This is a genomic window from Phenylobacterium aquaticum (assembly GCF_022695515.1).
GTDB lineage: Bacteria > Pseudomonadota > Alphaproteobacteria > Caulobacterales > Caulobacteraceae > Phenylobacterium > Phenylobacterium aquaticum.
Genome location: NZ_JALDPT010000001.1, coordinates 255,790 through 281,129 on the forward strand (window position 1 = coordinate 255,790; position 25,340 = coordinate 281,129).

The 25,340-nt window shown below is 67.7% G+C and carries 23 protein-coding genes and 2 pseudogenes; 12 read left to right on the forward strand and 13 right to left on the reverse strand.

Annotated elements, in window-relative coordinates:
- Positions 1–366: 366 nt before the first annotated feature.
- Positions 367–612 (reverse strand): DUF2274 domain-containing protein, encoded by a 246-nt coding sequence (locus tag MQH10_RS01170; RefSeq protein WP_242562240.1) that lies wholly within the window; start codon positions 610–612, stop codon positions 367–369.
- Between MQH10_RS01170 and MQH10_RS01175 the strand changes: the two genes are divergently transcribed.
- Positions 611–973 carry a hypothetical protein gene (locus tag MQH10_RS01175; protein WP_242562241.1) on the forward strand — a complete coding sequence of 121 codons (363 nt, stop codon included), beginning with the start codon at positions 611–613 and terminating at the stop codon, positions 971–973. The genes MQH10_RS01170 and MQH10_RS01175 overlap by 2 nt on opposite strands.
- Here MQH10_RS01175 and MQH10_RS01180 read toward each other — a convergent pair.
- The 10 genes from MQH10_RS01180 to MQH10_RS01225 all read right to left on the reverse strand — a co-directional run bounded on the left by MQH10_RS01180 (position 964) and on the right by MQH10_RS01225 (position 10,553).
- Positions 964–2,199, reverse strand: a complete 1,236-nt coding sequence (locus MQH10_RS01180) for a TraB/TrbI/VirB10 family type IV secretion system protein (RefSeq protein ID WP_242562242.1) — start codon at positions 2,197–2,199, stop codon at positions 964–966. The two genes, MQH10_RS01175 and MQH10_RS01180, sit on opposite strands and share 10 nt — an antisense overlap.
- Complete coding sequence (gene trbG / locus MQH10_RS01185) at positions 2,196–3,191, reverse strand: P-type conjugative transfer protein TrbG (protein ID WP_242562243.1); 996 nt, start codon at positions 3,189–3,191, stop codon at positions 2,196–2,198. Before trbG ends, MQH10_RS01180 begins: the two co-directional genes overlap by 4 nt.
- On the reverse strand, positions 3,188–3,871 hold the full coding sequence (gene trbF, locus MQH10_RS01190) for a conjugal transfer protein TrbF (RefSeq protein ID WP_242562244.1): 684 nt from the start codon (positions 3,869–3,871) through the stop codon (positions 3,188–3,190). Before trbF ends, trbG begins: the two co-directional genes overlap by 4 nt.
- A 20-nt stretch (positions 3,872–3,891) precedes the next feature.
- Positions 3,892–5,205 (reverse strand): P-type conjugative transfer protein TrbL, encoded by a 1,314-nt coding sequence (gene trbL, locus MQH10_RS01195; RefSeq protein ID WP_242562245.1) that lies wholly within the window; start codon positions 5,203–5,205, stop codon positions 3,892–3,894.
- A 240-nt stretch (positions 5,206–5,445) separates the two neighbouring features.
- Positions 5,446–6,165, reverse strand: a complete 720-nt coding sequence (locus MQH10_RS01200; protein ID WP_242562246.1) for a TrbJ/VirB5 family protein — start codon at positions 6,163–6,165, stop codon at positions 5,446–5,448.
- Positions 6,158–6,496: a hypothetical protein gene (locus tag MQH10_RS01205; protein WP_242562247.1), complete on the reverse strand. Its 339-nt coding sequence runs from the start codon at positions 6,494–6,496 to the stop codon at positions 6,158–6,160. The genes MQH10_RS01200 and MQH10_RS01205 overlap by 8 nt, the downstream gene beginning before the upstream one ends.
- Complete coding sequence (trbE, locus tag MQH10_RS01210) at positions 6,496–8,970, reverse strand: conjugal transfer protein TrbE (protein WP_242562248.1); 2,475 nt, start codon at positions 8,968–8,970, stop codon at positions 6,496–6,498. Before trbE ends, MQH10_RS01205 begins: the two co-directional genes overlap by 1 nt.
- Before the next feature lie 52 nt (positions 8,971–9,022).
- On the reverse strand, positions 9,023–9,289 hold the full coding sequence (locus MQH10_RS01215; protein WP_242562249.1) for a VirB3 family type IV secretion system protein: 267 nt from the start codon (positions 9,287–9,289) through the stop codon (positions 9,023–9,025).
- 1 nt (position 9,290) lies between these two features.
- Positions 9,291–9,602, reverse strand: coding sequence for a TrbC/VirB2 family type IV secretion system protein (locus tag MQH10_RS01220; protein WP_242562250.1), 312 nt, complete (start codon positions 9,600–9,602; stop codon positions 9,291–9,293).
- A 504-nt stretch (positions 9,603–10,106) separates the two neighbouring features.
- Positions 10,107–10,553 (reverse strand): MerR family transcriptional regulator, encoded by a 447-nt coding sequence (locus MQH10_RS01225; protein ID WP_242562251.1) that lies wholly within the window; start codon positions 10,551–10,553, stop codon positions 10,107–10,109.
- A 264-nt stretch (positions 10,554–10,817) separates the two neighbouring features.
- Between MQH10_RS01225 and MQH10_RS01230 the strand changes: the two genes are divergently transcribed.
- The 6 genes and pseudogenes from MQH10_RS01230 to MQH10_RS01255 all read left to right on the forward strand — a co-directional run.
- Positions 10,818–11,336 (forward strand): cation efflux transmembrane domain-containing protein, encoded by a 519-nt coding sequence (locus MQH10_RS01230; RefSeq protein ID WP_242562252.1) that lies wholly within the window; start codon positions 10,818–10,820, stop codon positions 11,334–11,336.
- 554 nt (positions 11,337–11,890) lie between these two features.
- A complete protein-coding gene (locus MQH10_RS01235) occupies positions 11,891–13,147 on the forward strand; it encodes a TolC family protein (RefSeq protein WP_242562253.1) in 1,257 nt (418 codons plus the stop codon).
- Positions 13,147–14,313, forward strand: coding sequence for an efflux RND transporter periplasmic adaptor subunit (locus tag MQH10_RS01240; RefSeq protein WP_242562254.1), 1,167 nt, complete (start codon positions 13,147–13,149; stop codon positions 14,311–14,313). The genes MQH10_RS01235 and MQH10_RS01240 overlap by 1 nt, the downstream gene beginning before the upstream one ends.
- Positions 14,314–14,344: 31 nt before the next feature.
- Positions 14,345–17,590, forward strand: coding sequence for an efflux RND transporter permease subunit (locus MQH10_RS01245; RefSeq protein ID WP_242562255.1), 3,246 nt, complete (start codon positions 14,345–14,347; stop codon positions 17,588–17,590).
- 307 nt (positions 17,591–17,897) lie between these two features.
- A complete protein-coding gene (locus MQH10_RS01250) occupies positions 17,898–18,365 on the forward strand; it encodes a hypothetical protein (RefSeq protein WP_242562256.1) in 468 nt (155 codons plus the stop codon).
- A 126-nt stretch (positions 18,366–18,491) separates the two neighbouring features.
- Positions 18,492–18,743, forward strand: a pseudogene (locus MQH10_RS01255) (DUF190 domain-containing protein); the annotation flags it as partial.
- A 37-nt stretch (positions 18,744–18,780) separates the two neighbouring features.
- Here MQH10_RS01255 and MQH10_RS01260 read toward each other — a convergent pair.
- Positions 18,781–19,995, reverse strand: coding sequence for a hypothetical protein (locus tag MQH10_RS01260; protein WP_242562257.1), 1,215 nt, complete (start codon positions 19,993–19,995; stop codon positions 18,781–18,783).
- Between the two features lie 22 nt (positions 19,996–20,017).
- On the opposite strand from MQH10_RS01260, the gene MQH10_RS01265 reads away from it, so the two are divergent.
- The 5 genes and pseudogenes from MQH10_RS01265 to MQH10_RS01285 all read left to right on the forward strand — a co-directional run bounded on the left by MQH10_RS01265 (position 20,018) and on the right by MQH10_RS01285 (position 25,046).
- Positions 20,018–20,611 (forward strand): shikimate kinase, encoded by a 594-nt coding sequence (locus MQH10_RS01265; protein ID WP_419720745.1) that lies wholly within the window; start codon positions 20,018–20,020, stop codon positions 20,609–20,611.
- Positions 20,608–21,717 (forward strand): 3-dehydroquinate synthase, encoded by a 1,110-nt coding sequence (gene aroB / locus MQH10_RS01270; RefSeq protein WP_242562259.1) that lies wholly within the window; start codon positions 20,608–20,610, stop codon positions 21,715–21,717. The genes MQH10_RS01265 and aroB overlap by 4 nt, the downstream gene beginning before the upstream one ends.
- A pseudogene (locus MQH10_RS01275) lies at positions 21,717–23,002 on the forward strand (HlyC/CorC family transporter). The gene aroB and the pseudogene MQH10_RS01275 overlap by 1 nt, the downstream one beginning before the upstream one ends.
- 104 nt (positions 23,003–23,106) lie before the next feature.
- Positions 23,107–24,666: a sensor histidine kinase gene (locus MQH10_RS01280; RefSeq protein WP_242562260.1), complete on the forward strand. Its 1,560-nt coding sequence runs from the start codon at positions 23,107–23,109 to the stop codon at positions 24,664–24,666.
- Positions 24,663–25,046: a response regulator gene (locus MQH10_RS01285; protein WP_272886629.1), complete on the forward strand. Its 384-nt coding sequence runs from the start codon at positions 24,663–24,665 to the stop codon at positions 25,044–25,046. The genes MQH10_RS01280 and MQH10_RS01285 overlap by 4 nt, the downstream gene beginning before the upstream one ends.
- Here MQH10_RS01285 and MQH10_RS01290 read toward each other — a convergent pair.
- Positions 25,043–25,234 carry a Thivi_2564 family membrane protein gene (locus MQH10_RS01290; RefSeq protein WP_242562261.1) on the reverse strand — a complete coding sequence of 64 codons (192 nt, stop codon included), beginning with the start codon at positions 25,232–25,234 and terminating at the stop codon, positions 25,043–25,045. The two genes, MQH10_RS01285 and MQH10_RS01290, sit on opposite strands and share 4 nt — an antisense overlap.
- Positions 25,235–25,340 lie beyond the last annotated feature (106 nt).

Sequence of the window (25,340 nt, forward strand, 5' to 3'; positions counted from 1 at the left end):
AAAGCGCGCCCTAGGCTGGTCCCGATCAATCAAGCCGCTTCCACACGGCGCCTGCGATTTCCGAGAGCCTCCCGCGCCAACGGGGGGCTCTCGCCGTTTAGGGGTCTCGTCTAGGTCAAGATGAAGTCCTCTGAGGCGACCGACGCGCGCGGAAGGTCCGCCACGCGACTCAGTCGGCGATAGCGTTCAGTGAGTCTGACGATTCCTAAAGGCTTGGAATTGCACCCTTTTGCCCAAAAAGGGCCGATTCGGTCGGTTGACGCCGATCGGGAAACGAGTCCGCCGAGGTGCGACTCAGCCCGCTAGGGATTGTGGTTAGGCGTGTCCGGCCACGCCACCCGTAGTGAAAACCCGGACGAGGCGCCGCTACGACGGGGCAGGCTGCGCCTTGCGCCACGCCTGGAAACCTTTGTCCCCGTCGATGAAGGCCGCGAGGATGTGGGGCACCAGCTGCTCGAGCTCGAGGGTCTGGTCGTTGGCCTGGGCGAACGCCCGCTGGTAGTCAGCCAAATCCACGGCGAGCTTGCCTTTCAGCTTCAAACGCAGATCGGTCGTCTTCTCCTCGAGATCGATCTTGCCCAGGGCGAGGGCGGTCTTGGCGGGGCGCGTCATGGGCGTCTCCTTGAGTGGCCTGGAGGAACCGGTCGATCGCTGTGAAGGCGAAGTCGGTGAGCTTGAGGTTGAGGGCGCCGGCCTGCCGCCGGATCCGCCCGCAGAGCGGTTTGGACAGCCGGACGGAGACCCGGTCCTTGGCGCCACGGACGGCGGGGAAGGTCACCGCCTCGCCGCCATCGAGGGCCTCGACCAGCTCGCGGAAGGCGCGCTCGTAGATCAGCCGCACACAGCCGCGCGGGTTCTTGCGGGTATTCAGGCGCTCGGCGGCGTCGAGCATGTCCTGGTGGAGGCCTTCCGGCAGGAAGAGGCCGAGTTTTTCTGCGGATGGGGTCATCGCAACACTCACGCTTACGGATAAGGGGCGAGGATCATGTCCTTGCTGACGAGCACGCGGACGGGCCAGCCGGCCCGGACGCGCAGGGTCGGCTGGCGATTGAGGTCGCGGCCGGTGATCTGCTGGCCAACCTGCTGGGCGGAATTGGACACGCCGCTGGCGGCCGAGTTGATGACCAGGGCGCCGGAGCTGCGATTGCCGGCGTCCTGGGCGGCGGCGGCGCCCACGCTGAACAGCGTCGAGAGGAGCACGCCGCGCGCTAGCTGGCCGAAATGGCCATCGGTCTTGTCCTGAAGGCCGGCCGCCCCTGACAGGTCCGCGCCCGCCATCGACCCGATGTTGATCGAGCGGCCATCGGGCATGATGATCCGGTTCCAGGCGACCAGGGCCCGGTTCTGGCCGTAGGCGATCTGGCTGTCGTACTGACCGATCAACCGCGAGCCCTGCGGGATCAGCACCGTGCGCCCGGTCCGATGGTCGTAGACCGGCTCGGTGACCTGGGCGATCACCTGTCCGGGAAGGTCGGAATTGATCGCCGTCACCAGGGCGGCCGAGATGATGCTGCCCGCCTTCACTTCCCAAGGGCTGAGCGCGGGCTGCAACGGATTGGTCAGGTAGTCGTCCGTCCGGGCGTTAGCCGCGAACTGGCGCTTGGCCGCCTGGCCGTTCGCGGGCTGCACCTCCGCGGCCGCCGGCTCCCCTGCGCCCCCTGCGCCCCCGGCGGACGCGGCGATCGGGCGCGCGAGCGCGGCAAGATCGCCCGCCGGCGCCGCGGCCGACGGCGGTCCCCCAAAGAACGGGCCTGAGGACCGCGCGGCGAGGGCCTGCTCTCGGGCCGCCTGGACGGCAGGATCAACCTGGCCCGGCGGCGGGGGCGGCTGCGAGGTTCCGGCAGGCAGGGCTCCGGGCGCGCCTTCAGGCGGGGGCAGGGCGGCCGTCCCGGGCAGGGCTTGAGCCTGCAGCGCCGGGTCGGCGTAGCCGGCCGCGTACTTGGTGGAGATCGCCGGCGTCTGGACCTGGCCGGTGTCGGCGGCGTCAGAAATGGCGTCGGGCCGCGCCTGCGGTGCGTGCGCGCCGCCGAAGCCAAGATAGAATCCTAACGCCACGATCCCAGCGAGCCCCGTCGCGCCGGCGATCAGGTACTTGCGGTTCCAGCGCGTCACCGGTGTGCGCGGGGCGGCCAGAACGCTCTCCGGCGCGGCCTTGCGCGGGTGCGAGGTCAGCGGTGGATCGGGCGGGAGGTGGCTCACGAACCACCCCCTTCGCCGGTGCGGGTAATGCGCACAACGGTCTGCTTGCGCTCGCCAAGCCGCAGCTCGGCGACGTCGATCAGCCGGTCCACCACATAGTAGCCGCCGAGGTAGCGGTAGTTGACGAGCTGGGCCTGTTTGTCGGGGCCGATCAGGAAGAGCGGCGGGGCCTCGGTCGTGGCCATGTCGCGCGGAAACTGGATGTAGGTCTTCAGGCCGTCGTCAAAGACGCGGACCGGCTGCCAGCGTGGCGCACGGAAGCCGTTCGCCTTGATGCGGTAGCCAAAGTGCAGCGAGTCGACAGCCAAGCCCGATGCGGCGATGCCTCGGCTCTCTGCGGCTTGGGCGGCCTGAGCCTCGCGGGCTTCCTCCTGCGGATAGTTCCAGGCGATGACGCTGGTGTAGGTATCGCCCTCGTGACTGACGGCCTCCAGCAGATAGGTCCGCTGGTCGGTCGTCAGGATGATGTTGGTGCGCAACGACCCGCGGATCGGCTTGACCATCACGATGACCTGCTGGGTCGCGCCGGATCCCTGAACGGTCTCCCCGAGCACCCAACGGACGGTGTCGCCCGCCGCCTTCGAAACGAGCTTTTCCCCAGGGCGGAGCGTGATCGCGGTCAGGAATCGCGGGCTGGTGTTGACCGTGTAGAGCCGTCCCGGTTCGAAGTCGTAATAGAGCGCGGCGTTCACATAGGCGCCGGCCCGCGGGTAGTCGCGCGCGCTGCTGTTGGCCGATTGGACGGTCGTCAGGGCCGTCGGCCGCGGATAGGTGCGGGGCGGCGGCCGACGTTTCGGGGCCGGCCGAGTGGTCGGCGCCGGCGCCGCCTGGGCCAGGGTGACCGGCGCTGGAGCCACGGGCCGGGAAAGCGCTGTCGGCCCCGGGCGGGGTGCGACGGTCTGGGCCGCCAACGGGCCCGCCGACACCGCCAGCAAGACGAGCACGCCGGCCGCCGCGCCTGCGGAAAGCCGTCTGGAGGACAGGGCGCTCATAGCTCACGGCTCCATTGAAACTCGGTGATGTAGATCCCCAGCGGGTTGGCCCTCAGCTCGGCCTCGTTCTTCGGCGCCACGACCTTGGTCGTGAACAGGCCCGTCCAGGCCTCGGTCACGCCGGAGGTCCCGGCGTTGAACTGCGTCTCGCGCCACTGGACTTGGTAGGTGCGCGGGCTGCGCGGCAGGACCGACACGATCTCCACGTTGACCGCCTGGGTGCCGGCATTGGCGAAGGGGTCATTGGCCTTGGCGAAGGCGTTCAGCTGTCCGATCGCCGGACCGGACACGAAGTGATAGGCCCCCGTCCAATTGTCGCGGATGACGATCGGGTCGATGCTCTTCGAGCGCGTCCGCCGCACCCAGTCCGCCAGGAAGTAGCCGATCTCGGCCGTCGTCGGCTCATAGGTGCGGCCGGCCAGCTCGATGCGACCGGGCCGCGCGTAGCGGTCGATCGGCACGACATAGGTAGCGATGTTGGTGTTGTTGGCCTCGTAGATGAAACCGCCCAGGGCGAGCGCGGCGAGACCAAGCCCGCCAAACGCCGCCATGCGCCAGTTCTTGGCCTGCACCACGGCCGAGCCGATCCGCATGTCCCACTCTCGGGAGGCGCGCAGGTATGGGCTCTCCACCGGCGCGGAGCTGCCGTAGCGATCATTGGGTCGTTTGAAGGGGTTCATCGGCACACTCTCGACGGGGGTCACTCTTCAGGGTCGTCATCGCGGCGGGTCGGGGTGGCGCTGAGGCCCGGGCCGCTGGCTTCGCCTCCAGCGGTCGCCGCTGCAGCGCTGTCCCGAGCCGCTCCCGCCAGACCACCCCCACGCCGGGCCTGGGCCCTAGAAACGACGGAAGATCCAGACGACGGCGCATCCGGCGGCGGGGGAGGAGGCGCCTCGCCTTCATTGGGATTCCGGGACGAAAACAGGCGGCTCCCGGCGGCGCGCCCTTCGGCCACCATGGTCGACACCGGAGCCCTGGCGAAGTCGGCGGCCATGCCGCCGCCGCCCGATCCGCCGCCACCGCCGGCCGGGCCCGCGCTTCCTGAACCGAGTCCGCCAGACGCGGCCCTTGCGGCGGCGACCTTCTCGCCACCGGCCGCCCATCCACCCGCAACAGCACCGCCGATCGCCCGGCCAGCGAGGGCGACGCCCGCGGCGCCTGCCGCCACGCCTGCGGCGCCCATCAGTGCGCCGCCGGCGTTGAGTTGCGGTCCTCCCGAGATCAATGCCCCCGCGATCGACGGGATCTTGAGGGCAAGCATCATGAGGAAGACAGCCGATAGAAGCAGGCCACATTCCTCGGAAATCGTTGGCTCGAGCGACAATGTGAATTGCTGGAAAATGTTGATCCCGATGCCGAGGATCACAGCCAGCGCCATGAACTTCAGGCCAACGGAGACGACGTATCCGATCGCACGCTCCGCGAGGAAGGATGTTTGGCTGAGCACGCCAAACGGCACCGTGACGAAGGCGATCAGCGTGACGAGGTGGAATTCAATGATGGTGATAGCGATCTCGATCGCCAGAACTATGAAGGCGAGAAGAATCCCAATGGCAGCCACAGCGGCGACGATGATGACGTCGATGTTTTGAAGTGCGCCGAAGCCGCCGTTCTGCTTGGCGAGCTCACCAATGTAAGCCATCAGCTTGACGACGATTTGCATCCCCGCATCGACCGCCGTGGTTGGCGCGTTCATGAAGTCATCGACGGAGCCGCCGCCGCTCGCGCGGAGTCCGAGCTGACCGAAGCCATTGACGACCGTCAGGCTAAGCGTGTGCCAGCTGCCTACGAGCCACGCGAAGAAGCCAACCAACAAGACTTTGCGGACCAGACTGGCCAAGACGTTCTGGGTCTCGTCGATGGCCCACAGGATCGCGGTGAGTGCGATGCTGATCACGACCAGCGTCCCCAACACCGTTTGAACTTCGCCGGAGATGACGCCGAAGCCCGTGTCGATCTGAGTAGTGAAGCGGCGGATGAAGTCGTCCAACGCCGCTGGGCTGGCGGTCGCCATTCTCAGTCTCGCTGTCTACGGCTCAGAAGGATTTCTGGCCTTTGAAGGAGCCCTTCACAGGCTTGTAGTAGAGGGGTGAGCAGGGGTTGCTCGGGTCCTTGATGCTGGGATCAGGACACTTCGGGGCCGCCTTGGCTGCCGGGGCATCGGCTGGCGGTTCGGTAGGAACTGGGGAAGGACCACAGCCGGAAAGCAGGGCCAGGATGGAGAGGGAGGAAATCGCCAGGAGTGTCCGCATGGCTAAAAGCTTTGCTGCCCAGAGAAGGACCCGCGCACCGGCGTGTAGGCGTTGTGTCGTTGTGACTCCGCCCGGGCGGCGACCGCACCCGCCTGCTGCTGCGCCAGGATTGTCTCCTGCGTCCGCGCCTGAGCGATCAGGATCGTCTGCAGCCCTTGGAGCTGACTGCTGAGCGCCGCGAGCAGCTGATTGGTCGCCTGGATCGCCGCGGTTTGCCCGGCCGCGCCCTGAGAGGCGGACACCGCACTGTTCACGGCGCCGGCCGTTGTCCCCTGGGATCTCACCAGCTGGTTCTGAACCGCCATCGAGTCCTGAAGGGTCAGCCGGCTATTGGCCTCCCAGCCCGCCAGCCGCTGCTGGATCTGAGCGAAGCTCTGGCCAGACAGGCTGGTCGGGTAGAACTGCTGGAACTGTCCGGCGATGTTCTGGCTGTTGTAGCCGATCGCCTGGGCCTGCTGCATGAGCTGGGTCGCCTGGGCGTTGATCTGGGCCAGCGGCTGGGTGACATCCGTCCCCAGCTTCTGGAGCATCGCCATCTGGTTGGTGACCTGCGCCTGCAACTGCTGGATCTGCGCTAGCCCCTGCCGAACCTGCTGGACCGCCTGGGCCACGGCGCGCGGATCGAAGACGATCTGCTGAGCGGCCGCGGGCGGCGGCGGCAGTGGCCCTAGTCCCAGCGACACCGCGACGATCGCCGCCGCGGCCATGAGCTGGTTACGCATCTGGAGTGTCCTTCTGGTGCGAGGGAAGGGGAGCGGGGAAGAGGTCGTCGCCAGTCGCCTGGACGAACAGGGGTTCAGACACCGCCCGGAAGGCGACAGCCGCGCCGAACAGGACAAAGCCGGCCAGCATGACGAAGAAGTTGTGGTGGTAGGTCGTGCCGAAGACCGCGAGGAAGCCAGGCGCTGCCAAGGCCAAGAAGAGGATTCGACGTCGACGGCGGGTGGAGGTCCACGCGCCCGGCAGGTGGCGGTCGAGCCAAGCCAGGCGCGCGAAGTCGCGTGCGCTCATGGCGGTGCGAGGTATTGCGAAGGAGAGCTCATGCGCGCCCATCACGCCACTCTCGGAAAGGCCGCGCGCCGCTGGTCGCCGAGGTAGAGAGCTACGTGAGCCTGGTCCTTGGCGCCGAAAAACCGCTCTGGGAATTCCCGGCGATCATGGTCGGCGAGAAGCTGGCTGATGAGCTGCTGATCGCCAGGCGAAGACGAGCCCACGGCGGCCAGGGAGAGCGCGCCCAAGCCCAGCTCGAAGAGCCGGTTCCCGGACGTGGACTGATAGTAGTATTCGCGCTTGGGCGTGGCGTTGGCGATGATCCGCACCTGCTGCGGGTTCAAGCCGAAATCCTGATAGAGCGCGGCGATCTGCGGCGTCTGGGCGTCGGGATTGGGCAGGAAGATGCGGGTCGGGCAGCTCTCGATCAGCGCCGGCGCGATGGACGAACGGGCCACGTCCGCCAGGCTCTGGGTGGCGAACACCACGGCGACATTAAACTTCCGCAGGGTCTTGAGCCATTCGCGGATCTTGGCCGCGAAGGCGCCCTGGTCGAGGAACAGCCAGGCCTCGTCGAGCACCAGCAGGGTCGGCCGGCCATCGAAGCGCCGCTCGAGACTGCGGAAGATGTAGGTGAGCACCGGCGCCAGCGCCGACTTGCTGGCCATGAGCTCGGCCATCTCGAAGGTCTGCCAGACGGCGGGCTTTAGGGCGTTCTGGCTGGCGTCTAGCAGATGGCCGTAGGGGCCGCTCAGCGTGTAGGGCGTGAGCGCGGCCTTGACCGCCTGATCCTGGATTGTTGCGGCCAGGAGGGTGAGCGTGCGCTGGTCGCGCGGCCCTTCGGCGAGATTGCGCAGGCCGCTCCAGATTTCGTCCTTGACCGGCGGGGTGATCGGCACGCCTTCGGCGGCGACGATATCCTGAACCCATTCCTGCGCCCAGGCGCGATCGTCGGGCGCGTCGATCTGCGCCAGCGGCTGGAAGGCCAGCTCGCTCTGGTCACCGCCCAGGACATAGAACTGCCCCCCGACCAACAGGGTCGAGGCCCGCGAGCTCGCGCCCTTGTCGAAGTAGAAGACCTGGGCCTCGGGATAACGCAGCCACTGCATGGCCAGGGTGTTGAGAAGCACGGATTTGCCGGCCCCGGTCGGCCCGACAATCATCGTGTGGCCGACATCGCCCTGGTGCAGGTCAAAGCGGAAGGGGGTGGTGCCGGCCGTGCGGGTGACCAACAGGGCGGGCTGAAGCCCTGGATGGCCGCGCTTCTGACATTCCGCCGACAGGTGGGCGTTGATCGTCGGACCGGGCCAAATGGCCGACATCGGCATCATGTCGCAGAGGTTCAGCGACGACACCAAGGGCCGCCGAAGATCGGCGTAGGCCTGGCCGGGGAGGCTGCCGATCCACGCCTCGACGGCGTTGACGTCTTCGACCTTGCAGACAAAGCCCGCCCGGTTGATAGCGCCCTCGACTTCGCGGACCCGATTGGCGAGACGGTCGGGGTCGGCGCCCATCAGGGTGACCGTCGGCGTGAAGTAGCCAATGGAGGCGTAGTCGCCGCCGAGGATCGCCAGGGCCGCATCGGCGTCGACCGACTTGGCCGCCGCGTCCGGGTCCTCTAGGAGCGAGGGCTCACGGGTGATGGCTTCCTTCAGGAGCGCGAGCACGCCCTTGCGCTTGGCGAACCAGCGCTTGCGCACCGTGGTCACCGCCTTGCGGGCGTCTTCCTTGTCGAGCGGCAGGTAGCGGCAGACCCAGCGATAGCTGATGCCCAGCTCATTCAGCCGATCGAGGAGGCCGGGGGACGAGGTGGTCGGATAGGCCCTGACCGAAATGGTGCGCAGGTACTGCCCGCCGAGCCGGGGGAGCAAGCCGCCCTGGAAGTCGTCGTCGGTCAGGAAGGCGTCGAGATAGGCCGGGGTCTCGGGCGAAGCGACCGGGTGACGCTTGGTGGAGATGCAGCTGTGCAGGTAGGTCAGGGTCTCGTCGTCGGTCAGCTCGCCGACCTCGGGCATGATCGCGGTCAGGATGTCGGCGATCTGATGGACGGTGCTCAGGAAGTCGCTCAGCGCGGCGCGATACATGCCTTCGGCCCCGCGCCCCGACGGGGCGTTTTCCAGTAGGAGACTTTCGGCCGTCGAGATCGCTTCCTCTGGCGGCAGATAGGTGAAGGTCAGGAAATAGCGGCTCTCGAAATGACGCTCTTGCGCCTCGAAGCCCTCGCGTCGCTCCTCGTCGACCAGGTCCGAGACGGGGTCAGGAAACTGGCTCGCGGGGTAAGTCTGCGACGGCGCCCGTAGGGCTTCAATGTGCAGGCACCAGCGTGAGCCCAGCCGTCGAAGCGCGTTGTTCAACTGGGCGCGGGTGGCGACCAAGCCGGCATCCGTGGCGCTGGCCAGGTCCGGCCCCCGGAAAGCCAGGGTCTTCTGGAAGCTGCCGTCCTTGTTGAGCACCAAGCCGGGCCCGATCAGCGCGACCCAGGGGAGATGGTCGAACAGGCGGTCAGCCTTGGGCCGGTACTCACGCAGATACAGCACGGCGGACCTCTATGAGACCGGATTAGGGGAGGGATGAAGCCGCGCGCGCATGTCAGGCGTCCAGGTAGGGCTTCTGGCGGATGTGTCGGCCGAGCGCGTCGAAGAAGTAGGGATCGCGCTTGTTCAGCCAGTAGCAGGCGCCATGGATGGCCAGGCCGACGGGGATGCCGATCAGCGGAACCTGCAGGCCCAGCGCCAGGACGGCGGTCAGCGTCCCATTAAGCACCGCGATCAGCCGGGGCACGCCCGCGATCGTCACCGGCTCCGACAAGGAGCTGTGAAACGCGATCTCGAAGCCTTCGACGTCGGACCGGGCCATCTCAGAACGCCGCCCCGGCGGTCATGTTGAAGAAGGTCGAGATGAAGGTCGTGGCGGTGAAGGCGATCGCCAGACCAAAGACGATGCCGATCCCCTTGCGCAGAGCCGAGCCGCCCTCTGCGAAAGCGAAGCCGAGCCCCGTTAGGACGATGGCGATGATGCCGACGGCCTTGGCGACCGGCCCCGAGAGGGACTGCATGATGGTGTCGAGCGGGCCCTCCCACGGCATGGCGGTGCCGGCGCCGGCGGCCCAGGCGGGGCTAACGGCAAGGAGGACAGCTGCGCCGGCGCCGAGGACCAAGGCGGTCGACACACGCCCTCGAACGAGGCTTGAACCGGCGTTTTTCATCGCAGCTGACCCTTGATTGCGTCCGCCCGCCTTTGCCGGGCGTCACAACCGTGAGTCGCGGAATAGACGCGGTCAAGGGCGATATTGAATAAAAAGGTGCGATTAGTGCCTTTTCTCTGGTCAAGCTACACACCAGATAGGCGAGCTTGCAGTCACGCTTCATCGGCCTGCGGTAGGCAGGCGAGCAAACGTAATCCCCCGGAAAAGCACACACGGTTTCGGCTGGAGAAACGGCAACTTTGGGGCGAATGCCCGAGTTGTGTGGGCTTTCGATTCGCGGCCAGACGTGGTCCACCCGATGGCCGCCTAAGACGCTTCGGCGCAATTGCGCATCCAACTGCGCGACGTACGTAGGTTTGACGCGGGGTTCCGTCGAATACCGGGGACGAGCCGGCGCCAGACACATTGCAGCTCACAAGGCTTGCGGCGTCACGACCCTTGGGCTGAGGTGGGGACGGACGGTTCGGTTCAAACGGATACCTGACTCGCCAGGGGCTTATGATCAGCCGAACAGAGTCCGTGATCGCTCAACGATTCAATAACACGGCAGCTCGCCGCCGGCCCGCTACAGCCGGCCGCGGTCATGCGGACAAGCTCTTCACGCAGCGCGCCGAGCTGGGCGATCTTTGCGTCCACGGCGGCCAACTGCTCCTGGGCGATGGCATTGGCGCTATCGCATACCCGTTCGGGATGATCCGACAGTTCGAGCAGATCGCGGATCGCCTCCACCGCGAAGCCAAGCTGCCGCGCATGTTTGATGAACCCCAGCCGCCGCACATCCCCCTCGTCGTAGATCCGGCGGTCGCTGTGGGTTCTCAGGGGTTCCGGCAGCAGGCCGATGCTTTCGTAGAAGCGGATCGTTGTGACCTTGACGTCGGTCAGCTTGGCAAGACGTCCGATGGGGAGAGGCGACATGAGGTTTCCTTCTTCCCGCGCAAAATAGGGCCTTGATCCTCCACCGACTAGAGGATGCAGACTCATGATCATGTCGAGCTGTTCACCCTCTGCCGAGACGAAGACGTCTTCGGGCTGCGGCTGTGGGGAAGCGGTCGCCTTTGATGGCGCCTCCACCGCCTACAAGCGCGTCCTCGGGATCGTGATCGCGATCAACCTGCTCGGCTTTGCGGTCGTGGGGATCGGCAGCTGGATGGCGAACTCCGCATCGCTGGCGGCAACACATTGGATTTCGCGGCGGACGCCGCGACCTACGCGCTCAGCCTTTGGGCGATCGGCCGAAGCGTCGCGGTCCGTAGCAACGCGGCGCTGATCAAGGGCGCCAGTCTCGGCGCGATGGCGATCGGCATTCTCGCCTTCGCGATCTGGCGCGCTATCGCGGCCGCCGAACCAGATGGCGGTGCGATCTCGGGGTTGGGCCTCTTCGGCGCGGCGGCAAATCTTGTCGCTGCCGCCTTGCTGGCGCGGTATCGCGATGGCGACGCCAATGTCCGCTCCGTCTGGCTGTGTACTCGCAATGATTTGATCCAGTGCCTTGCTGTCGCCGCCACGGGTGTTGCCGTGGCCATGACCCATTCGCGTTGGCCTGACTTGATCGTTGGGGGTCTTCTCGCAGCGGTATTTTTGAGGTCATCTTGGCAAATCATCAGCCAAGCCCAGCGTGAGCGCCGCACCGCCCAAGCCGCCGCCGCCGCTCCGCGTGAATATATAACACATTCCATCCAACCCCGCGGGCGAGTATAGAGCCCGCGATGATTGGGACGGCGATCCGGAAGTCTTTCGGCCTGATTGCCCGCGCCGCACGCTCACGTGCGGCGCGCGGCCGCGTCTCCTCGCGCCGCAATTCGGCCGGTTACCGCCGCGCAGCCCCTGGACTTGGCATCCTCCGCGCCGCCTCGCGCGGGCTAATCGCTTTCTTCCTCGTCGCCTTCGTACTCAGTTCTGTCGTCTGCAATCCGGCTGCCCACCGATGGCTGGACGGTGATGTCGACCAATCTGCCAGCGTCCAGACGATGGGCGAAATCGCCAAGACGACGAGCGGCCACGAAGCTCCCGCCAAGAGTAGCTTAGGCGGCCTTTGCACAGGGCATTGCGCGTCGCACGCCGTCGCCCTTCCGGCGGTTTTCGTCGCGACCACCATGCCGTTCCTGCGACAGACAGCTTGGTCAGTGACTAACGATCAATGGGCGCAAGCTTCGGCCCCCGCGCAGCTAGAGCGACCTCCGAGAGCCTGACGCGTCCCACGCCGGCGAACGGCGTCCACCAGCGCGTCCGAAACTCAGGGGATACCTACTTTCATGTCATTCACAATGCGTGGTCGGTTGCGATATGCTGCCGCCAGCGCCGCCGTGATCGCCGCCTTGGCGGCGAGCCAACGCGCGGCCGCCGATCCAGCGCCGCCGTTCCGAGAGCTTCTGGCTCAGGCCCAGAGCAATGCGCCTCGTTTGGCCGAGGCGGCGGCAGGGGTCCGTCAGGCTGAGGGTTTAGCCCGGCAAGCTGCGGCGCGTCCGAACCCGACCGCGGGCGTCGAGATCGAGAACTTCAGTGGGACCGGCCCTTACCGAGGGACCGGGCAATCGGACACGACCTTTTCGATCGGCCAGCCGATCGAGTTGGGGGGGAAGCGGGGCGCCAGGATCGCGGCCGGCCGCGCCGGCCTTGAGGCGGCGCGGGCGCGGCTGGTCCAGGCCCGGGCCGACTACGCCTTCGCGCTTGCGGACGCCTATGCTCAGGCCGAAGCGGCCGAACGGCAGGTAGCGCTCGCCCAAGAGTCTCTAACCCTCGCTGACGAAGTGCTCCGCGTCGCCCGCGCTTTGGTCGGCGCCGGCAAGGAGGCGGAACTGCGCAGCCTGCAGGCGCAAGCCGCCGTGACCTCGGCTCGGGCCGCCCTCGACATAGCACGCGCCGAACGGGCCGGCGCGCTCTCGCGCCTGACGGCGCTCGCCGGTTCGCCGACGCCGTTTACATCCCTGACGGAGAGCCTTCTTACGATTCCGAACGCCACGACGCGCGCCGACATCAATGTGCTCACCACACCGGCCGTCGTCGCGGCGGAGGCAGAACGGGAAGCGGCCGCGCGTCGCGTCCGGGTTGAACGAACCCGCGCGGTCCCTGACGTGACGGTGTCGGCGGGCGTGCGGCGGTTTTCCGGCGACAATTCCACCGCCCTCGTGGCGGGGGTTTCGGTCCCCATCCCCGTCTTCGATCAAAACCGCGGGAACATCACGGCGGCCCAAGGCGAACTTCAGGGAGCGGAGGCGCGGCTCAATGCGGCGCGGCTCGATGCGGAGGCGGACCTCCGGACCGCGCTCTTTCAGGTCGACGCGGCGCGGACCCGCGTCGCCGCCGCTACGGAAAGCGAAACCACGGCGGTCGAGGCCTTCCGGCTAACCCGCATCGCCTATGAGGGCGGCAAGTCGCCCCTGCTGGAACTCATCAACGCGCGCCGGTCACTGGCCGAGGCGCGCGCCCAAACCATCGAGGCCCAGCTGGCGCGGCTCCGCGCCGAGGCGGGTCTGGCGCGCCTGCAAGGCCGCCCCTTCGGAGATCATTGATGCCCCGTACCTCATCCTCAACCGTCAGCCGACAGTGGCTCATGGGTGGCGCAGCCCTTGTCGCCGCCCTAGGTGTTGGATTCGCCGCCGCCAAGTTTTCCACCCCCAAGGCTCCATCGACGGCAGAAGCCAAGCCCGCCACGGCTCACGGCGCCGACACCATGACGATGGGACCGGAGCGCCTCGCCGCGTCGGGGGTCCTGGTTCAACCGGTGTCCACCAGCGGACTTGCCGCCGAGATCGTTGCGCAGGCCTCGGTCGAGGCCGAACCGGGCGGGCAGGCGGTCCTTACCGCCCGGGCGCCCGGGTCGATTTCCCGAATTCTGAAACGCCTCGGTGACCCGGTCCGGGCTGGCGAAACCATCGCCTTGGTTCAGAGTCGTGAAGCAGCCCAAATCGCCGCAGCGCGCGGCGTGGCGTCCGCCAAGGCCGACCTCGCGCGGAAGGTGTTGGCGCGCGAGCGCAGCCTCTATGAGCAGAAAGTCAGTCCGCGCCAGGATCTTGAGCAGGCGCAGGCCGAGCTCGCCTCCGCGGAGGCCGAGGCCCGTAGTGCAAGCTCGGCCGTCACCGCTGCTGACGTTTCCAGGGACGGCCGCTATGTCATGGTGGTGAGCCCGATCAATGGCCGGATCACGGCCATGGCGGCCAGCCTTGGCGCGTTTGTCCAGCCAGAGACGGAACTCTTCCGGATCGCTGACCCCGCCAAAATCCAGATCGCAGCCGCTGTGACCGCCGCCGACGCCAATCGCGTCCGTCCGGGCGATCAGGCCGTGATCGAGGCCAACACCGGCGAGACGCGCTCGGCAGTCGTGCGCTCCGTCACGCCGGGCGTGAGCGTGGAAACGCGCTCCGCCACCGTCGTCCTGGCGCTCACTGGCGGGGCTGGCGTGTTACAGCCCGGCCAGCTGGTCCGAGCCCGCATCACGTCGCGCCAGTCGGCCACCTCCGGCATCGTGGTGCCCGAAGAGGCGGTCCAGGTGGTCGAAGGTCGCGACGCGGTTTTTGTCCGCACGCCCAAGGGCTTCCGCGTTCAGCCGGTCACGGTCGGCCAGCGAAGCGCCGGTCGCGTCCAGATCGTCGAGGGACTGAAAGGCGGGGAATCCATCGCCACCCGCAACGCCTTCCTCCTAAAGGCGGAGCTCGGCAAGAGCGCCGAAGAAGAATGATCCAGACCCTCACACCCGGAGACATGCCGCAATGATCGGCCGCATCCTGTCCATGGCGGTGAAGGGACGTTGGTACGTCGTTTTCATCACCCTCATCATTGCTGTCTTCGGCGCCTGGCAGCTCAGCAAGCTGCCGATCGACGCCGTTCCTGACATCACCAACAAGCAAGTCCAGATCAACACCATCGATCCGTCGCTCTCGCCGACGGAAATCGAAAAGCGTGTTACGTTCCCGATCGAAACCGCACTGGCTGGCATCCCGGGTCTCGACACGACGCGGTCGATCTCGCGCAACGGCTTCAGCCAGGTCTCGGCGGTCTTCAAGGAAAGCACGGACCTTTACTTCGCCCGCCAGCAGGTGGCGGAGCGGCTGACCCAGGCGCGCGACACCTTGCCCGCCGGGGTCCAGCCCCAGATCGGGCCGGTCACTACAGGTCTGGGCGAAGTCTACATGTACACCGTGGAGTTCGCGAACCCGGGCGGGAAGAGCGCCAAGATCAAAGACGGCAGCCCGGGCTGGCAAAGCGATGGCGCGTACCTGACCGTTGAGGGGGAGCGCCTGGCCGACGCCGTCGCCCAAGCGAGCTATCTTCGCACGGTGCAGGATTGGATCATCCGGCCCCAGTTGCGGACCGTGAACGGCGTCGCCGGCATCGACTCGATCGGCGGATATGAAAAGCAGTATGTCGTCGAGCCGGATCCGGCCAAGCTCGCGGCCTACGGCGTGTCCTACACCGACCTGGCCAAATCGCTTGAAGCCACCAACCTGTCCGTGGGCGCTAACTTCATCCAGCGCGCCGGCGAGGCCTATTTGGTTCGCGCAGATGCACGGGTGCGGACCCTCGATGAGATCGCCAATGCAGTGATCGCGACGCGCGGCTCGGTGCCGGTGACGGTAAAGGACGTCGCCACAGTGCGGATCGGTGGCGACCTGCGAACTGGGGCGGCCACCAAGGACGGTCGAGAAACGGTCGTCGGCACCGCGCTCATGTTGATCGGCGAGAACAGCCGTACCGTCGCCAAGGCGGTTGGTGACAAGTTGGCCGACGTCAAGAAATCGCTGCCACCTGGAATCATAGTCAACACGGCTCTGGATAGGTCGGTCTTGGTCAACGCGACGATCGGCACTGTCCAACGCAATCTTACCGAAGGCGCCATCCTTGTAGCGGCGACCCTGTTCCTATTGCTCGGCAATGTCCGCGCAGCCTTCATCGCCGTGCTTATCATTCCCTTCTCGTTCCTGTTGATGGCGATCGGCATGAACAGCTTGAAGGTCCCCGGCAATCTGATGAGCCTGGGCGCGCTCGACTTCGGCCTGATCGTCGACGGCACAGTGATCATCATCGAGAACTGTCTGCTACGCTTGGCAGAGCGGCAGCATCACCAGGGCCGGCTGCTCAACCTCAACGAACGGCTGGAGACGGTGCTAAGGGCCTCCCAGGAGATGATCCGGCCGACTGTCTATGGCCAGGCGATCATCTTCCTGGTGTTCGCGCCGCTGCTGACCTTCACCGGCGTGGAGGGCAAGACTTTCTCACCCATGGCGATCACCATCATCCTGGCGCTCGCGGCCGCGTTCGTGCTGTCGCTGACCTTCGTGCCCGCCATGGTCGCACTCCTCATGCGCGGCAAAGTCTCGGAGAAGGAGGTCCGCATCCTGCAATGGCTGCGGGTGCGCTACGAGCCGCTGCTGGCGCGCTCGGTCGCTAAGCCCTGGCCGTTCATCGGCGCGGCGTTGGGAGTGTTCGTCCTGGGAGGTGTTGTGTTCACGACCCTCGGCCAGGAGTTCATCCCGACACTTGATGAGAAGAACATCGCGTTGGGGGCGCTGAAGATACCGTCGACGGCGCTTGAGCAGTCCAAGACCATGCAGGAGCAGGTCGAGAAGGCGGTCACCTCCCTGCCTGAGGTGCAGATGATGTTCTCCAAGACTGGCACGGCAGAGGTCGCCACCGATCCCATGCCCCAGAACCAATCGGACGGGTTCGTCATCCTGAAACCCAACAAGGACTGGCCAAATGGGGTCAAGACCAAGGAGGAGGTCGCTGACAGGATCCTGAAGAAGGTCGAGCCCCTGCTCGGCAACAGCTATGAGATCACCCAGCCGATCCAGATGCGGTTCAACGAGTTGATCGCGGGGGTTCGCGGCGACGTCGCTATCAAACTCTACGGCGACGATCTTGAGAAGATGAGCGCCGCCGGCGCCAAGATCGGCGCCGTCCTCCAAGGCATCCAAGGCGCCGAGGGCGTGCGGGTGGAGCAGACCGCCGGGGCGCCCACCCTCGACGTCCGGTTTGACCGTGGCGCGATCGCGCGCTTCGGTCTCACCGTCGAGGAGGTGGCTGACACGCTGGCCACCGCACTTGGAGGCCGCGAGGCCGGCAGCGTCTTCGAAGGAGACCGTCGTTTCGACATCATGGTGCGCGTGCCGATGGCCATGCGCGACGATCTCGATGCGCTGGGCGCGACGCCGGTCATGCTTCCGGCGGCCGAGGGCCGTCCCAAACAATCGGTGCCGCTACGGCAACTCGTCGAGCTTCGCTTTACCGATGGGCTCAATCAGGTCAGCCGCGAGAATGGCAAGCGACGGGTGGTCATCCAGGTTAACGTCCGGGACCGCGACATCGGCTCTTTCGTGACCGAGGCCCGGAGCAAGGTCGACGCTGTGCAGCTGCCGGCTGGCTCCTACCTCCAATGGGGCGGCCAGTACGAGAACCTGAAGGCGGCTACCAACCGTCTGTCGATCGTCGTGCCCATCTGTTTCCTGATGATCTTCCTGATCCTATTCATGGCGCTGGGAGGACTGGCGCCGGCGGTGTCGGTGTTCGCAGCGATCCCCCTCGGGCTCGCCGGAGGCGTATTTGCCCTAGCGCTGACCGGGATAACCTTTTCGATCTCAGCCGCCGTCGGCTTCATCGTGCTAGCTGGCGTCGCTGTGCTGAACGGGCTCGTGGTCATGTCGAGCATCAAACAGCGTCTCGAAGAGGGCTTGCCGGTGGCCCAAGCTATCGTGGAAGGCTCGATCGAGCGATTCCGGCCGGTGCTGATGACGGGCTTGGTCCCGGCGATCGGGTTCATCCCCATGGCCTTGGCCCACGGCACCGGCGCGGAGGTGCAGAAACCGTTGGCGATGGTGGTCATCGGCGGGCTCATCACGGCGACACTGGTGACACTCTTGGTCCTCCCGGCCATTTCGCAACTCATCCTCAGCATCGGCGGGAGAAAACGCCCGATTGAGGATGTGGGCCCGGCTCCGTTGCACCCCCAAGCGACCTGACCGGGCGCGCCGGCGTGGCCGCCCCCGCCGCGCCGGCGCCTCCTTTTCATAAGGTGATCCCTTGAGCCACTTTTCTCAGCAAGTTCGACAGCTCTGGGCGGCGCCCCTCGGGGCGGCGCCCGTCGTCGTCATTCCCGTTCTGCTGCGGGTCGAGGGGTGGAGGCGGGGTCCTACTGCCGACATGGCGGTCTTTCGGGCTGGCGCTCCTGACGGCGGGTATCGTGCTGGCGACCAGCATCGTCATCACCGTGGCCAAGGCCCCAGGAGTCGCCATGGGAAAGGCGCCGCTTGTGGGAGCAACGCTCTGATGACCCGCCGGCCAAAAGTTTTCCGGACCAATCCGCGCCAACGGGCGCTGATCGCAGCGCTATGGCTGATCGTCGCTGAGATGACCGCTTCGCAGACCATGGCGGCCTCTCCGCCGTATCGCGTCCTGATTGTTGAGCCGGCGGGAGCTGACCTTTGGCGGGCGGACGCGGCGGGCCAGTGGCTGCAGTTCTCGATCGATCGTAAGGCCGGTGGCGTCCTGGAGATCGCCTTCATCAGCAAGGGCGGCGAGGCGATGTCCGTCCCGCCGACACAAAGCGTGATCCTGACGTCCCCGCGCGGCGACCGGCTTAGGTTCACGGCCGGCGGGTCTGGTTGGCGGTCCCCCTCGGCCGCCGGCCCTCCGGTCGATGGCGCGACGCTGACAATCATCGAGGCCGACCATCGGCATGATTTTCGGCTGAACGTCCACGACGCGCCGGCTCCGACGCAGGCGGTGCGGCCGTGACACCGCTCGCTCAAAATCTGCCTTGCACGTCATCCGCCACGAGATGCGCTGCCGCTCGACCCGATCGTTCGCTGCACGGGGCAAACCCGTCCAGCCGACGCACCTGATCGCTTAAAGGAAACCGCCATGCAGACGCCCGGACACGCCGTTCTTCTTCGCATCTACACCGACGAGCAAGCCCTCCTCGGTGATCGCATTCTCATTGACGTCATCGTCGCCCGGGCGAGGGACGCGCGACTCGCCGGCGCGACCGTTCTCCGCGGCCTCAAGGGCTTTGGCGAGTCGATCCGCATGCACCAGCACCGGACCTTCGGTCTGAACGACAACCTGCCCGTCGTCATCGAGATCGTCGACGAGGAGGACCGGCTGCGCGCCTTCGTGACCACCCTCGAGGATCTGACCGATATCGGGCTGGTCACCTTCGAGAAGGTCGAGGTTCTCCGGTACGGCGGGCACCACCCTGGTCGAGGGCGAAGAGGCGGGCGGCCGGGGCCTTGGCCTCCACGGCGGGGAAGCCGGCCAGCTGGCCGAAGGCGGTGTCGCTGAGCGGGGCGCCGAGGCCGGCCAGGATCACGGCGGCGGACTGGGCCTTGGCGCGGGCCTTGCCGCCCTCGGCGACGCCGCGTTCGACCAGGCGGTCCAGCGCCGGACCCTCGCCCTTGCCGGAGGCGGCCGCGATCAGGCCGTCGAGCAGGGCCAGGTCGAAGGCGCCGGCCGCGGCGGTGTCGGCGTCGGTCAGGCTGGCGCGCATGGTCTGGGCGGCGGCGAGGTCGCCCTGGGCCAGGACCGCCATGGCGGCGCGGACGGGGCCGGGCCCGCCCTCCATCGGCCAGCGCGGCGCGGCGTTGGCCTGGGGATTGAGCGCCGCGGCGACGGCGGGAGACGGGGCGCCGGCGGACAGGTCGAGGCCGAGGTCGCGGGACAGGGCGACATCGAGGCCGTTGCGCAGAGCCGGGGCGCCAGGATCGCCGCCGCCGTTCAGCTTCACCGTCATCAGCCGGCCATAGACCGGGTCCTTGGCGACGCCCTGGGCGAGGTCGAAGGTCAGCTGGGCGGCGCCCGCATCGCCCTTGCGCAGCTGGCAATAGGCACGCAGCCGCACCCAGTAGATCTCGTCGCGGCCGACGGCGAGCGCGTCGCCCAGCGCGCAGGCGCGGTCGGGGTCATTGGTCAGCAGGGCGGCCTCGGCGGCGGCCTGGGCCAGAGCCGGGCGCTGGTCGAGGCCGGAGGTCTTGGAGAGGATTTCGGCCGCGTCCTTGATTCCGCCCTGGGCGATCAGGGCGCTGACCCTCTGGCCCGCCAGGACCGGATCCTGGCCGGCGCTTCCGGGACCGGGCGCGCCGGTCGCCAGGACGCGGCGGGCCAGCGCCTGGGCGGCGGGGGACAGGGGCTTGGCCGCCAGCAGGGGTAGGACCGCGCGCAGAGTGTCGGGCGATGCCGACTTCCACAGGTCGGCCGGCAGGCCCGTGTCGTGGCCGCCGGCCGAGAAATAGTCCGGCGCGGCCAGGGACGAGACGGCGACCGGCGCCGGGATCGGCGCGCTCTCGGGCGCCTGGGCGAGCGCCGGGGCGGCGCAGGCTGTGGCGATCAGGGCGGTCAAAAGGCGGGTGCGGAGGCGTCGAGGGGTCATGTCGTCATCCTATCGGGCGCACATGGTTGGCGCGAGGCCGCAGGCTCGTGTAAGCCTTGTCGTGTTCATGGACCGTTACAAACCGCTGCGCGCCCGCACCATCACCCTCGTCGGACTGATGGGGGTCGGAAAATCGAGCGTCGGCCGCAGGCTGGCCAACGCTTTGGACATGCCCTTTCGCGACGCCGACAATGAGGTCGAGGCCGCCGCCGGCCGTTCGATTCCCGAGATCTTCGCCGACATGGGCGAGGCCGCCTTCCGAGAGGGCGAGCGTCGGGTGATCGCGCGCCTGCTGGACGAGCCGCCGCATGTGCTGGCCACCGGCGGCGGGGCCTTCATGAATCCAGAGACCCGGGCCCTAATTAAGGCGCGCTCGATCTCGGTCTGGCTGAAGTGCGACCTCGAGGTGCTGGTGCGCCGGGTCGGGCGCAAGGACAGCCGCCCGCTGCTGGCCGGCAAGGACCCGATGACGGTCCTGAAGGAGCTCGCCGAGGTCCGATACCCCATCTACGCCGAAGCCGACGTCACCGTGGAGACGGGCGACACCGCCCACCACGTCGCCGTCGACCAGGTGATCCGCGCGATCAGCGCCTATCTGGAGAAACAAGCCTCGTGACCAGAACTGTCCCCGTCGACCTGGGCGATCGCGCCTATGAGGTCGTGATCGGCCGGGGGCTGCTGGATTCCGCCGGCGCCCGCATAGCCCCCTTCCTGAAGAACGCCCGGGTGGCGGTGGTCTCGGACTCGCACGTCTGGGCCCTGCATGGGCGCCGCCTGACCGACTCGCTGGAGGCGGCGGGGATCCGCTGCCCGACCGTGATCGTGCCGCCGGGCGAGCAGACCAAGAGCTTCGAGGGCCTGGCCGATGTCTGCGACCGGCTGCTGGCGCTGGAGCTGGACCGCGGCGACATGATCGTCGCCTTCGGCGGCGGGGTGGTCGGCGACCTCGCGGGCTTCGCGGCGGCGATCTACAAGCGCGGCATCGACTTCGTGCAGATCCCCACGACCCTGCTGGCCCAGGTGGATTCCTCGGTCGGCGGCAAGACCGCCATCGACACCCCGCGCGGCAAGAACCTGATCGGGGCGTTCCACCAGCCCCGGCTGGTGCTGGCCGATCTCGACGTGCTCGCCACCCTGCCCCAGCGCGAGATGCGGGCCGGCTACGCCGAGGTGATCAAGTACGGCCTGCTCGGCGACTTCGCCTTCTTCGAATGGCTGGAGGCCCATGCCGGCCAGGTGCTGTCGCGGGAGGCCGAGGCCCTGACCCACGCCGTCGCCCGCTGCGTCGAGATGAAGGCCGAGATCGTCATCGCCGACGAGAAGGAGGCGGGCCGCCGCGCCCTGCTCAATCTCGGCCACACCTTCGGCCACGCGCTGGAATCCGAGACCGGCTACGGCGAGGCCCTGCTGCACGGCGAGGCCGTGGCGGCGGGATCGGCGCTCGCCTTCCGCTTTTCCGCGGCCCAGGGGCTGTGCGACGCCCAGGACGCCCAGCGGGCGGTGGCGGCGATCGCCGCCGCCGGCCTGCCGACCACCATGGGCGAGGTGGCCGCGACGCCCTTCGACGCCGAGACCCTGGTCCGCCACATGGGCCAGGACAAGAAGGCCGAGGGCGGCAAGCTGACCTTCATCCTGGCCCGCGCTCTGGGCGACGCCTTCGTCGCCAAGAACGTGGACGCCCGGGCCGTGACCGAATTCCTCCAGACGGAAGGCGCACTCTGATGGGCGCGATCCTGGCGCTCGCGCCGATCGTCTTCGGCCTCCTGGCCATATCGGCGATGTTCTCGGCCGCCGAAACCTCCCTGACTGGCGCGAGCCGGGCCCGCATGCACCAGCTGGAGCGCGACGGCGACCGCGCCGCCAAGCGGGTCAACCGGCTGACCTCCGACCAGGAGACCATGATCGGGGCGGTGCTGCTCGGGAACAACCTGATCAACATCCTGGCCTCGGCGCTCACCACCGAGGTGCTGACGGCGGCGATCCCCGGCCCCTGGGGCGTGGCGGCGGCGACGGCGATCATGACCGTGCTGGTCCTGGTGTTCGCCGAGGTGCTGCCCAAGACGCTCGCCATCCTGCGCTCGGACGACGTGGCGCGGTTCCTGTCGGGGCCGACCCTGCTGGTCGTCCGCCTGTTCGGGCCGGTGATCTACGCCATCCAGTTCATCGTGCGCCGGACGCTGCGGGTGTTCGGGGTGAAGCTGGACATGGAGGTGGACGTCCTGGCCGCCCACGAGGAGATCCGGGGCGCCGTGGAGTACCACCACTCCGAGGGCCTGGTGGAGGAGCGCGACCGGCGCATGCTGGGCGGGGTGCTCGACCTGTCGGACATGGACGTGTCCCAGGTGATGGTCCACCGGATGTCGATCGACATGCTGGACGCCGACCTGCCGCCGCGCGAGTTCGTGGCCGCGGCCCTGGACAGCGACCACACGCGGATGCCGCTCTATCGCGGCGATCCGGAGAACATCATCGGGGTGTTCCACGCCAAGGACCTGCTGCACGCGCTCGCCGAGGCCGACGGTTCGGTGGACGGGTTGGACATCGAGAAGATCATCCGCGAGCCCTGGTTCATTCCCGAGACCACCAACCTCAAGGACCAGCTGAACGCCTTCCTGAAGCGCCAGACCCATTTCGCCCTGGTGGTGGACGAGTACGGCGCCTGCAGGGCCTGGTGACCCTGGAGGACATCCTCGAGGAGATCGTCGGCGAGATCGAGGACGAGCACGACACCTCCCTGCCCGGCGTGCGCAAGCAGGCTGACGGCTCGGTGAGCGTCGACGGCTCGGTGGCGATCCGCGACCTGAACCGGGCCATGGACTGGGACCTGCCGGACGACCAGGCGGTGACGGTGGCCGGCCTGGTGATCCACGAGGCCCAGGCGATCCCGAAGATCGGCCAGACCTTCATCTTCCACCGCCACCGGTTCCAGGTGGTGAAGCGGGTGCGAAACCAGATCACCGCGTTGCGGATCTCCGCCCCGCTGGAGCGTCCCGGCGCCGAGGACTGAATTCAGGGCCCTGCGCGCGGGGCGGGAACGCGACCCCGACTCGTGCGTTCATGCAGGCTGAAATCACGCCTTGGGGGGTGCGGATCATGCCGGCTGGAGATGCGATGGGAGCGGACGCTTCCATCGGACATCATCTTGCGACCGCGCTCGCTGAGGAGGTGCGACGGGCCGACTGCCTGAACCGCATCGCCACCGCCATCGCGGTCGGGAACGACCTGGACAGCGTGGTCCAGGCCGTGGTGGACGGCGGCGTCGAGCTCACCGAGGCCGCGTTCGGGGCCTTCTTCTACAATGTCGAGGACGCCGCCGGGGAGCGCTACACCCTCTACGCCCTGTCCGGCGCCCCGCGGGAGGCCTTCTCCCGCTATCCCATGCCCCGCAAGACCGCGATCTTCGCGCCGACCTTCGATGGCGTGGGCGTGGTGCGGTCCGACGACATCTCCAAGGATCCCCGCTACGGCCTGAGCGGCCCCTATCACGGCATGCCGCCGGAGCATCTGCCGGTGCGCAGCTATCTGGCCGCCCCGGTGATCGGCCGCGACGGCGAGGTGCTGGGCGGCCTGTTCTTCGGCCATCCCGAGACCGGCCGGTTCACCGCCCGGGTGCAGGACCTGCTGGTCGGCGTCGCCGCCCAGGCGGCGGTGGCGATCGAGACCATGCGCCTGAAGGAGACGGCGCGCCGCGAGCTGGCCAGCCTGCAGTTCGCCCTGAAGGCCGGGCGGATGGGCTCCTGGGAGCTGGACGTGGAGACCGGGGTCTATACGGCCTCCGACATCTGCAAGCACAACTACGGCCGGGCGGCGGACGCGACCTTCGGGTTCCAGGATCTGATCGACGCCATCCACCCCGAGGACCGGCCGCAGATGCGCGCCGCCATCGACGCCGCCATCGCCCATGGGTCGGCCTATGACGTCGAGTACCGGGTGATCCTGCCGGACGGCGAGCTGCGCTGGATCCAGGTGCGCGGGCGGGCCGCCCAGACGGCGCAGGACGGCGGCGCGCGGCGCCTGGCCGGGGTCTCGCTGGACATCACCGAGCGCAAGCGCGCCGAGCAGCGCCAGCAGCTGCTGCTCAACGAGCTGAACCACCGGGTGAAGAACACCTTGGCGACCGTACAGGCGATCGCCCGCCAGACCCTGCGCGGCTGTCCCAACCCCGAGGATTTCAGCGAGGCCTTCGAGGCCCGGCTGCTGGCGCTGTCCCAGACTCATAACCTGCTGACCGAGCAGAACTGGCGCTCGGCCAGCCTGATGGCCATCCTGGCCGCCGAACTGCGCCCGCACGGCGGCGCCCGCGACAGCCGCTTCGTGCTGGACGGCGACGGGGACATGCAGCTCAATCCGAAAGCGGCGGTGGCTCTGGGCATGGCCATGCACGAATTGGCGACCAATGCGGTGAAGTATGGCGCCTTGTCGGGTCCCGAGGGGCGCGTGACCCTGAGGTCGCGCCGCGTCGGCGAGGGCGAGGACCGCAAGCTGGTGCTGGAATGGATCGAGAGCGGCGGCCCGCCGGTGGCCCCGCCGAGCCGGCGCGGGCTGGGCGCCCGACTGCTGGAAGACGGACTGGCGGGCGAGCTTTCGAGCGTGGTGCGCCTGGACTACCGACCGGAGGGGGTGGCCTGCCGGATGGAATTGCCAATGCGAGTGGTGGAGACTGCCGAATGACCCCGATCCCCGAACTGGCCGGGCTTCGCGTCCTCGTGGTCGAGGACGAGATGATGGTCTCCATGCTGATCGAGGACATGCTGACCGACTTGGGCTGCCACGTGGTCGGGCCGGCCGCACGGCTGGAGGAGGCCCTGTCCCTGGCCGAGCACGCCGAACTCGACTGCGCGGTGCTGGACGTCAATCTGGGCGGGCAGTCGACCTTTCCGGTCGCCGACCTGCTGCGGGCCAAGGGCGCGCCGTTCGCCTTCGCCACCGGCTATGGCGACGCCGGCCTGCGCGAGGTGGACCGCGACTCCCTCGTGCTGCAGAAGCCGTTCCGTGAAGTCGACCTCGCCAAGGTGCTGCGCAGCCTGGCGAAGTCGATCTCCGGCGTTTAGCGGCCGATGTGGATTCCGCCCAGCGAGCCCAGGATCCCGAAGGCCTGAAGCAGCCAGAGCACGACGCCGATCACGACGACGACGTTGAGGATCTGCTTAATCTTGCCGTCCATCGGGATGTAGTTGTTGACCAGCCAGAGCAGGACCCCGACCACGACAAGGACGATCAGCAGGTTGATAAGCGACATGGGACGTCTCCGGGCTTGATAGCGCGGCCACACGCCCCGCCCGGATAATACCCTCAGCCAAGCTTATGGTTCCGGAGGGGCCTGGGCTCCTCCGTCATCGCGACCG